This is a genomic window from Janthinobacterium psychrotolerans (assembly GCF_001677885.1).
Classification (GTDB): domain Bacteria; phylum Pseudomonadota; class Gammaproteobacteria; order Burkholderiales; family Burkholderiaceae_D; genus Janthinobacterium; species Janthinobacterium psychrotolerans.
In genome coordinates, this window is record NZ_LOCQ01000034.1 from 38,440 (window position 1) to 49,061 (window position 10,622).

At 65.1% G+C, this 10,622-nt stretch carries 6 protein-coding genes and 1 rRNA gene; all 7 read left to right on the forward strand.

Translation table 11 applies throughout. The features are described from left to right. The first annotated feature begins 80 nt into the window (after window positions 1-80). On the forward strand, window positions 81-1,697 hold the full coding sequence (locus tag ASR47_RS01925; protein WP_065306081.1) for a DUF2138 family protein: 1,617 nt from the start codon (window positions 81-83) through the stop codon (window positions 1,695-1,697). Further along, complete coding sequence (locus ASR47_RS01930) at window positions 1,694-2,368, forward strand: DUF1175 domain-containing protein (RefSeq protein ID WP_065306082.1); 675 nt, start codon at window positions 1,694-1,696, stop codon at window positions 2,366-2,368. The genes ASR47_RS01925 and ASR47_RS01930 overlap by 4 nt, the downstream gene beginning before the upstream one ends. Continuing rightward, window positions 2,365-6,912 carry an alpha-2-macroglobulin family protein gene (locus ASR47_RS01935; protein WP_065306083.1) on the forward strand — a complete coding sequence of 1,516 codons (4,548 nt, stop codon included), beginning with the start codon at window positions 2,365-2,367 and terminating at the stop codon, window positions 6,910-6,912. Before ASR47_RS01930 ends, ASR47_RS01935 begins: the two co-directional genes overlap by 4 nt. Beyond that, window positions 6,912-8,594: a DUF2300 domain-containing protein gene (locus ASR47_RS01940; RefSeq protein ID WP_082988663.1), complete on the forward strand. Its 1,683-nt coding sequence runs from the start codon at window positions 6,912-6,914 to the stop codon at window positions 8,592-8,594. The genes ASR47_RS01935 and ASR47_RS01940 overlap by 1 nt, the downstream gene beginning before the upstream one ends. Further along, window positions 8,591-9,376 (forward strand): YfaP family protein, encoded by a 786-nt coding sequence (locus tag ASR47_RS01945; protein WP_065306084.1) that lies wholly within the window; start codon window positions 8,591-8,593, stop codon window positions 9,374-9,376. Before ASR47_RS01940 ends, ASR47_RS01945 begins: the two co-directional genes overlap by 4 nt. Before the next feature lies 1 nt (window position 9,377). Then, on the forward strand, window positions 9,378-10,133 hold the full coding sequence (locus ASR47_RS01950) for a YfaP family protein (protein ID WP_150127637.1): 756 nt from the start codon (window positions 9,378-9,380) through the stop codon (window positions 10,131-10,133). A 400-nt stretch (window positions 10,134-10,533) separates the two neighbouring features. Beyond that, window positions 10,534-10,622: ribosomal RNA gene (locus tag ASR47_RS01955) — 16S ribosomal RNA — on the forward strand; the annotation flags it as partial.

A 10,622-nucleotide genomic window follows, 5' to 3' on the forward strand; every position in this document is an offset into this window, starting at 1 on the left:
GCGCGGATAAATGCCATGTTACCATTTGTCAATAATTACCAACTTGGCAATGCTGCGGCAAGGTAACAAGGGGATACACGGTGCTGGCGAAAAAAAGTATCAATAAAAAAGTCCTGTTCGGCGTGCTTGCCGGCGTGGCGGTGGTGGCGGCCGCGCTGGTCGCTTACCGGGCGTTTGGCTGGGGCGCGATGGGGCCGGTCAACAGCCTCAAGCTCGATCTGTCGCGGCCCGATGCGCTGGTGCGCACCAAAAGCCTGTCGACCCTGCCGCGCGACCTGCTGACGGTGCCGCTGGCGCGCGACGTGCTGCGCGAGGAATTCCTGTTCTATTACGAACAAGGCGAAGACCGGCTCGGCCTCAAGGGTAGCCTGCGCCGCATCGCCTATGAACACCAGTTGAACTGGGGCGACCAGCTGCTGCGCATGGTGCTGGACCAGCCGGCCGAAGTGGCGCTGTGGCGCGACGCCGACGGCTCGCTCAAGCACTTTGCGATTGCCGTGTCGCGCAGCCAGTTGACGCGCATCCTGGAAGAAGCGGGCAAGGTGGCGCTCAAGGATACCCAGATGAGCGTGGCCGGCAGCCTGCGCGTCGACGGCGACAGCGTGCCCGTGTATGCGCTCAATTACGCCTGGCAGCGCACCTTGCTGTTCGCCGCCCACGGCCAGCGGCTGGTGATCCTGTCCCATCCCGGCATGCTGTATGGCGGCGCCGAGGGTAAAAAGGGCGATGGCACGGCCGAGAAAACCGTCATCAGCCTGCTGGGCAAGGAGGCGGACAAGCAGAATGTGTTTCATCCGCAATTCCATCTCGATAACGCCGCGCCGGATGGCCACAGCATCGCCGTCAAGGCGGACTTTTTATCGTTCGGCTACCAGCCCTTTTTTGGCGCGTTGCAGGCGCTGCGCTTTGATTTTCAACAAGGCGCCTGGCAGTCCAAGGTGCTGCTCGATGGCGACAAGCTGAAAAACAATGCCTACGACAGCAGCGCCCTGTGGCCGGTGCTGCCGCACAGCCCGAGTGCCTGCTTCAGCGTGCCGGTGGACTGGAGTGCATTGGCCCCCGTGCTCAAGCGCCTGGGCAGCAAGACCTCCGAGCCGGTGGCGCCGCTGGCCGAGCACTTGCAAGGCCCGGCCGCCGCCTGCTGGTATGGCAATTCGCGGCTGCATACGCCGGTGTTTGTCGCCACGCGCAAGCCCCAGGCGGGCGACGATGCGCTGTATGGCAGCCTGTTCGAGGCCGCCATCGGCGGCAAGGATGCGGTGCGCAAGAGCACCGGCAAGGACGGCGGGGGTGAGTTCCTGCGCTGGGAACGCACCATCACCACGGCGCTGGGGAAGACTAACGCGGCGCTGGCGGTGGCCGGCAATACGGTCGTGTTTTCCGCCGATGGCAAGCTGGTCGACCAGGTGCTGGCGGTGCGCCGCAAGCAGGCGCCGGCCGCCAGCGACCTGCTGCCCGATGGCGCCCGCACGGTCGGCCTGATTGCGCCGGCCTCGCTGGCCAAATTGATCCAGTTCGAAGCGTTTGACACGCTGCCCGCCAATAACGAGCCGGTCCTGCGCGCGGCCGCCAACGAACACCTGGTGCCGCGCCTGGACGCGCTGAAAAAATACCCGCCGCTGCGCATGGTGCTCAAGCAGCCGCCAGCCGGCGGCACATCGTGGCAAACGCTGGAATGGCAGGAGGCGGCGCGATGACGCAGTTACCTGGCCGGCGTGCCTGCCTGCGGTTGATGGCGGCCTGCGCCGCCTCCGTTGCCGCACCCCGGGTCTGGGCCCTGCGCGCGGTCGCCGAGACGCAAGTGCAGCTGTCGCAGGCGCAAAGCCGCGCCTTCCAGGCCTGGATGCTGCGCATCGTGAATGCCCAGATCGAACGGGGGCCGTCGCCGCGCTGGACCCACCGCGACTGCGCCGGCCTGGTGCGCTTTGCCGTCAACGAAGCGCTCACCGTGCACGACGCGAAATGGCTGCATGCGAACGGCATCGCCAGCGACCGGCGATTGCCGCCCGAGCTGGAACTGACGCCGGCGCAAGCGGCCTTGCGCAACCGCTGGGTGCAGACGGGCGGCACCGTCGGCCACTTTGTCACGGCGCTGGCGCTGGTGCAGCACAACAGCCGCTTTGTCGCGCGCGAAATCAGCCAGGCCCTGCCCGGCGACCTGCTGTTTTTCGACCAGGGCGACGAACAGCATCTGATGGTCTGGATGGGGGCGCGCATCGCCTACCACACCGGCACCGTCAGTCCCGACGACAATGGTCTGCGGACCGTCGATATCCAACAACTCACGACCTGGAAGGACACCCGGTGGCAACCTGTGCCCAACAATCCGAATTTTGCCGGGGTATTCCGGCTGGCGTTTTTATCATGAAGCGATTCCTGACCAGCATGCTGGCGCTGATGCTATTGGTGGCAGGCGCCGCCTTGGCGCAGGAACGCGAACCGAGCAACTACGCTAGCTTCAAGGGCGAACCGTTCTTCCTGCTGTCGGACGCCAGCTACGGCAGCGTCGACGAAGCGCGCGTGCGCCTGGAAGTGCCGGGCCGCGACATGGGGCGCATGAACCTGGAAGCGTATTCGGGCGCCGACATCGTCGTCTACCGCGTGCCCGAACCGATGGATTTTTTGAAGAAGCAGCGCAATCTGCACCGCATCCAGGTCGAAGGCAATTACCAGGGCGAGGGGATTGCCAATACCCTGAGCTTTTTGTGGGACAGCTGGTGGAAGCAGTCGCGCCTGGCGTGGCGCAAGCTGTTTTCGGGCGACGCGCGCCTGGCGGTCACGAAAGAACAGCCGCAGCTGGCGACCAGTGACGCGATCCGCCGGCGCACCGTGTTCGCCAATCATCCGCAGTACAAGCCGATCAAGGGCATGGAACTGGTCGACAGCTTCCGCTATCCGCTGTGGCAGGCGAAAGCGATCGAACCGCCCAAAGGCGTGAAACTGGACGGCTCGAGCAGCGAATTTATCGTCGCCGGCGCCGGCAATGTGATGATCCCGCTGGGCAAGCGCAAGCCTGGCTTGTACCTGATCGAAGCGATCATCGGCGAGCACCGCGCCACCACCTTGGTGTTTGTGTCTGACACGGTGGCGGTGACCAAGGTCTCGTCAGGCCAGATGCTGGTCTGGACCGCGCGGCGCGACAACAGCGCCGCCGTGGCCGGCGCCAGCCTGGTGTGGACCGACGGCACCGGCGTGCTGCAGTCGGCCACCACCGGTGCCGACGGCGTCGCTTCGCTCGAGCGCGGCAGCCCCGAACACACGTATGTGCTGGGCCAGGACCGCGCCGGCGGCGTGTTCGTGTCCGAAAATTTTTACTATGACAGCGAAATCTACAATACCAAGATCTATGCCGTCACCGACCGGCCCTTGTACCGCCCCGGCGACGAGGTCAACGTGAAGTTTCTGGGCCGCGAATTTACCTCCGCGCGCAATTCCCAGGCCGCCGCTGCCGCACCGCTCAGCCTCACCGTGCTCAATCCCAACGGCACGCCGCTGCTGACGCAAACGCTGCAGTTATCGAGCGACACCGGCGCCGACACGCGCTTTCGTTTGCCAGCCGAAGCGACGGCCGGCGGCTATGAGCTGCGCTTCAACTACAAGGACGGCGTGTATGGCGCGGCCTTCCGCGTGGCCGAATATGTCAAGCCGCACTTTGAAATCAATGTCCAGCCGGCGAAACCGGAATTCAAGACGGGTGAAGCGGTCAAGGGCAGCATCGCGCTGCGCTACCCGGACGGCAAACCGGTGAAAAATGCGAAGATGACCCTGTCGCTGCGCAGCCAGCAAAACACCATGGTCGAAGGCGAGCTGCGTTACAGCGGCCTGTTCCCGGTGGCCCTGAAGACCGAGGAGGTGAGCAGCGACGGCAGCGGCAATGTGGATTTCACCTTGCCGCCGGCCACCGATCCGTCGCGTTATATTTTGACCGTGCTGGCGACCGATGGCGCGGCCTACCGCGTCAAGGCGACGCGCGAACTGATGATCGAGCGTTCGACCAGCAGCTACCAGTTGAAGGCGGCGCGCCAGTTTTCCGATCCGGGCCAGGCCGTGCATTTTGATTTGCTGGCTGATGGCCAGGGCGCGGCCAGGCCGGTGCGCTGGGAGATGGTGCTGCTGGAAAAACAGAGCAAGACCGACGGCGCTTTCGATCCGAACGCCAAGGGCTGGGACGTGACATTTCCGGCATCGGGTTCGTACCAGCTGGCGCTGCGCGACGAGCGTGGCAACCTGCTGGCGGCAGCCAGCCACTGGGTCTCGGGCGACGGCGTGCAGGCCACGCCGGGCAGCATCGAGATCGTGCTCGACCGCGCCCGCTATCGCTCCGGCGACACCGCCGAAGCCCTGATCACGTTTTCCGACAAGGTCGACCAGGCGCTGTTCACCCTCGAGCGCGACAAGGTGGAGCAATATGGGTTGATGGCAGGCCGCGCCGACTGGTACCAGGCGCAGCGCGTGTCGCCGCGCCAGTGGAAAGTGCGCATCCCCGTAAAAGAAGAGCATGGCCCGAACATGACCTTCTCGGTGGCCTACACGCGCAATGGCGACTTCGTGTTCGAGAACGCCGGCCTGCAGGTGATCGAGCCGCGCATCGCGCTGCAGTTCAAGGCCGACAAGGAGGTCTACCAGCCCGGCGACAAAGTCACGCTGGATGTGAAGGCGACGCTGGACGGCAAGCCCCTGAGCACCATGGTGGCGCTGGGCGTGGTCGATGAAATGATCTATGTGCTGCAGCCGGAAATCGCGCCCGATATCGGCGACTTCTTCTACCACCCGCGCCGCAACAACGTGCGCACCACGGCCAGCCTGTCGTTCATCAGCTACGACATGGCGCAGGGCCGCACCGCCGGTGCGCCGGCGCGCCACAATTACAACGAGCGTGGCGTGAAAGTGCTGGAACGGCCGCGCCGCGACAATATCGATACCGCCTACTGGGCGCCGTCGCTGAAAACCGACGCCAATGGCATGGCGCGCGTGAGCTTTACCATGCCCGACGCGCTGACCCGCTGGCGCATCACCGGCCGCGCGATGGACGATCAGGGCCGCGTGGGCCAGCGCACCGGCTATCTGCGTTCCGATAAAAACTTCTATGCCAAGTGGACCGCGCCCGACTGGATGCGCGCCGGCGACGCGCCGCGCGCTTCGGTGGCCGTGTTCAACCAGACCGGCAAGGAACAGGCGCTGGACGTTACGCTGTCCGGTGGAGCGCAGCCGAAAACCGAAAAACTGTCGGCCAAGCCGGGTGTGAACTATGTCGAATTCCCGCTCGCTGCGGGCGTTGCAGGACCGCTGCGCCTGGAAGTGAAACAGAACGGCAAGGTAGTTGATGCCCTGGACACCGCCATGACCACCTTGCCCGCCGCCTGGAGCAGCCCGCGTTCGCTGGTGCTGCCGCTCGATGGATCCAGCGGCGAGCTGGCGCTCAAGCTGCCGGCGGACGCGCGCAATATCCGTGTCTCATTTGCGCAAGGGGCGGCCAGCCAGTTTGCCCGCATCGCCGACGACCTGATCGACTATCCGTATGGCTGCGTCGAGCAGACGGCCAGCCGCCTGATTCCGCTGGCGCTGGCCACCCAAAGCCTGGGTCCGGACGCCGGCGCGCCGTACGAACGCTTGCAGGCCACATTGACCGCGCAGCGTCTGCGCCTGGTGTCGATGGCCGGCCCGAAAGCCGTCTTCGGCTGGTGGGGCAACGCCACCGCCGGCAACGCCCTGATGACGGCCTACGCCTATTACGCCGACTGGTATGCTTCGCGCGCGCTGCGCATCGAACTGCCGGCCGAGCACTGGAACAAGCTGCTGGCCGTCTACAGCGAAAGCGGTTTGAAGGACCCGATGGGCGAGCGCGCGCTGGTGCTGTGGATGGCGCGCGAGATGGGCCTGCCGACGCAGACGCTCGCTTCTGGCCTGGTCGACGACAGCGCGATTGCCACCTTGGGCGGCAAGCCGCGCGTGCCTGGCGACAGCGGCAGCCTGCTGCTGGGCGGCAGCACTGACCGTGAGGCGCAGGCGATGTCGTTTGGCTTGGTGGCGCTGGTCGCCGCCCAGAACGGCATGGCCTTGCCGCACTCGCTGCAGCTGCAAGTGGCCAGTGCGTGGCAGGTGCTGCGTGAATCGAAAGCGCCGCTGGCGCAGGCACTGCTGATGCTGGCCGGCGAAGTGCCGCCTACCCAGGCCGAGGCGGTGCTGGCCAGCGTGCGCGCCGAGATGCCGACCCTGGACCGGGCGATGACCTTGCTGTGGGTGCAGAAGAAACTGGGCGGTCCGGCATTCGGCAAGGCGCCGGCCGTGGCGCTCGAAGGCGCCTGGCAAAAACGCGACAGCCGCAGCGGCCAGCCGTTGTGGCGCTGGACGGATGCCAGGGCCGTGCCTGATACATTGCGCCTCGCGGCATCGACTCCCGCGCCGGCCGGCACGGTGGCCATGGTGCAGTACGACAGCCATGCCGCCGAAGCGCAGACGCTGCCAGTCACGGTGGAACGCCGCATCCTGCGCATGATCGCGGGCAAGGGTGGCTACACGACGGAGCTGGTCAAGCCGGGCGAGACCATCAGCACCGATGCGCTGTACCTTGATGAAATCACCCTGAAAGCGGCGGCGGGCACGAAAAACCGCTTTGGCTTGCTGGAAGTGGCGCTGCCGCCGGGTGCCATGGTCGAATCGACGACCTGGGGCATGGTCATGGCCGGCGACAAGCCGGCCGCGCTGGAACGCGCGCGCCATACCGAGCGCCGCGACGGCTACGCGGTGCCGGTCGAGCCTTTGGAAGGCGAGGTGAGCGTGCGCCATCTGATCCGCTTCGCACAGAAGGGCAGTTATGTGCTGCCGCCGGCGCGTTTTTATCGCATGTACCAGCCGGAGCAAAAGGCCTTCGAGGGCGGCGGCAAGAGCACGCGCGCGCTGAAGGTCGAGTGATGGCCTGCGCACGTCCAGCCTTGATGCTTGCCGCCTTGCTGGCCGCGCCTGCGTGGGCGGCCTCTCTGGACGTGGCCTGGTGGCGCGACGGCAAGGTGGAAGTGCGCCAGCTGCGCCAGGGCGGCGCGCCGCCACCACCGTTTGACGGCGCGCGGCAGGTGCCGCTGGCCAGCCTGTGGAAGCTGTTCGTGTATGTCTACGCCAGCGACAACAAGGTGGCGATGCCCGATTACCGCTGCGGCGGGCGCGACCCGGAAGAAGTGTATTGCTGCGATGCCGGCCAGAGCATCACCCACGACGTGGCGCTGGCGCAGTCCTGTGGCCTGTTTTTCTCGCCCAAACGCCTGATGATTACAAACGCGCCGTGGCGCACATACTGGACCGGCCGCCTGGGTGGCGCGCCGGCGGGCGACTTTGCCTGGCTGGCCGATCCCGCGCTGCTGACGCCAGCGCGCAGGGTGCGGCTGGACAGCCTGCTGCGCGCGCTGGCCAGCATTCCGGCCGCCAGCCGCCAGGACGCCGAAGCGGCGCTGCTGCGGGTGGTGCTCGACGGGCGCGCCGGGCGCGGTGCCGACACGGCGCGCTGGTTCGGCAGCCAGCTGCGCGTCAAGACGTATTCCTGGCACGAGGCTGGCGGGCGCATCGGCGGCGCGGCCGGCTGGCTGGCCGACGGCACGCCGGTCTGGTTTGGCGGCGCCGGCGGCAGCAGCAATGTGTTCGAACAGTGGGCGCCAAAATTGGCCGCCAGCCTGCCGCCGGTCGGCGCGGCCGACGATGGCGGCTGTGTGGTGGTCGATTACTTCCAGCGCTATCCGATTCGCGCAGTGCGCGGCGAGCGCGGTATTGCCGCACCTGGCCCTTTGAATGGCCGCTACCACGTGCGCTTTGAAAATGGCCAGAACCTGGCCTTGCGCAGCAACGGCGAACTGATGCTGGTACAGGACAAGGGCGGGCGCCCGCAGTTGCGCGGCCGTTTCGGCGTCAATGAATATGTGGCGCGCGTGCTGGACCGCGAAGCCAATGCCAATGAGCCCGAGGCGGCCAAGGCGCTGGCGATTGCCGCGCGCACCTATCTGCAGCAGAACGCTGTGACGGTGGCCGGTTGCCAGCAGATCGCCGACAGCAGCGCCACCCAGCGCGTCAGCCCCAGCCCGGCCACGCCGGCGGCGCTGGCGATCGCGCGCTGGACCGACCAGTTGATTGTCGATGGCGTCACCGTGCGCTATCACAGCACCACGCCGTCCGAGGGCACGATGGCGTGGAGCGAGGCGGTGCGCCAGGCCAGAAAGGGCAAGCACTATGACGAACTGCTGGCGGCGGCCTATCCCGGCGGCGCGCTGAGCACCTTTGGCAATACCGGCGCGCGCTGCCAGCGCCTTTCGCAAAACGAGGACTGGCTGGCGCGTTCCATGCCGCGCTGGCGGCGCGTGCTGCAGCGCGAGGCCGGCTACGAGGCGCCGGCGCAGGCGCCGCTGGTGTGCGCCCTGCAAAGCGGCGCGCCGTATTCCGAGCAGTCGCGCAACCGCATCTACATGCGGCCCCTGGCCACGCGTGAGGACCGCATCACGCTGGCCCATGAATACCTGCATCTGGGCCTGCGCAATCATCCGCGCGGCCAGGATGAAGAGTATGTGGAACAGCTGGCGCGCCGGCTGGTCGACCTGAACCTGGAGGCGATATGAAGCGCTGCATGTTGATGGCGATGGCGCTGGCCGGTCCTGGCGTGCAGGCCGCCGACAAGAGCATGAGCACGCCCATCGGCGGCTGGAACCGCGCAGGGTTCACCGACAAATCCGATGAACTGGCGGTCAACTATCCTTACTCGCTGATCGATCGTGGCGCGCAAAGTGGCCGGCGCATGATACGCGGCGAGCTGGAAAAGGCGGGCAAAAACCGGCCTGTGCACAAGCTGGTGGTCAATGGCAATCCGACCCCGCTGTACACGGACGATGACGGCCGCTATGCGCGCGCCTATTCCTTCGGTTCCGGCTCGAACAGCATCGAGATCCGCTCGCCCGACGGCAAGCCGGTCAGGCGGGTGCAGTTCTACGAGGCCGATCGCAGCCGGCCGCAGCCCATGATACGCATTATCGCCGCATGGGACGACAGCCAGGCCGAGGTCGACCTGCATGTGGTCACGCCCGATGGCCAGCATGCGTTCTGGTCGCATCCGACTCTCACCAACGGCGGTGGGCTTGACGTTGACACTGTCGACGGGCCGGGGCCGGAAAATTTCATGATGACCTCGCCCATGCGTGGGCTGTACCAGGTGTGGATCAATTACTGGGGCAATTTCAGCGGCGACGGCTATCACTTCGACGAGAAGACGCGCCAGCGGCCCGTCATTACCAGCCGCATCACTTTGGTATTCAACGAAAACACGGCGCGCGAGCGGCGCGAGGAGTTTGTCGTGCCCTTGCGCGGTATCGGCGAGCTGACGCTGGTCAAGACTTTCAAGTATTGAGATGATGAAAACACTGTTGATTCCTTTATTGCTGCTGCCGCTGTGGGCGCAGGCCCAGGTCACCATCGATGCCCCCAAAAGCGGCTGGCGCAATTCGGCCGGTGCGCAAGAGCAATATACGCAAGCGGTCAATTACCCGGCCGCGTCGGTCAACCTGCAGCCGGGCCAGGCCGAGACGGCGCAGATACGCGGGCGCATCGCCGGCGCCGTCAAGGGTAAACCCGCCACCCTGGTGGTCAACGGCGTGGCCATGCCGATGGAAGTGGGCGAGGACGGCAGCTACGGCCGCCCCTATGGTTTCGGTAGCGGTTCCAATAGCGTGGAAGTGCGCTCGCCCGACGGCAAGAGCCGCGCGCGCACCCAGTTTGTCGACAGCTACCAGGGCAAGACCCAGGCGCGCCTGCGCGTCGTGCTGTCCTGGGACAGCGCCGGCACCGACCTCGATCTGCACGTGGTCACGCCCGACGGCGGCCACGCCTGGTATGGCAACCGCGTGCTGAAAGATGGCGGCGCGCTGGACGTGGACGTCACCACCGGCTATGGCCCGGAAATCTTCTCCAGCGCGGCTCCCCTGAAGGGCAACTACCACGTCTATGTGAACTACTACGGCAGCGGCGAGAATACCTCGGTGCTGACGGTGGCCAGATTGTCGATCATTACCAACGAGGGCACGCCGCGTGAAAAACTGCAGAGCTTCCAGGTGCCGATGCGCGCCGCCGGCGAGTTGACCCTGGTGAAATCGTTCGTCTTGCCATAAAAAGGCGCTTGCGGACCGGCCTGGCCTTTGCTATAGTTCGCCTCCTCGCAAAACGACGCACACAAAACAAGGTGTTGCAGAGTTAGCGGGGTAAAAAAGAAGGTTGACGAATTAGCCGAAACGCTTCATAATCTTCCTTCTTCGCAGCTGACAAACACAACGCTTTGTCGATAGCGCGAAACGTAGCACCGAATACCGTTCTTTAACAATTAACAGTCGATAAGTGTGGGCATTTGATGAAGTGCAGCGTCGATCTTCGGATTGACGTAAAACTTAAAATATCAAATGTTCACAAGAAATAATGAAATAGGACGCTACGAAAGTAGTGGCCTGTCAGTTTTTTGAGTGAGCGACCCGTCAGCAATGACGGTGCCAATAAAATGGCAAAGTAACAGAGATTAAACTGAAGAGTTTGATCCTGGCTCAGATTGAACGCTGGCGGCATGCCTTACACATGCAAGTCGAACGGCAGCACGGAGCTTGCTCTGG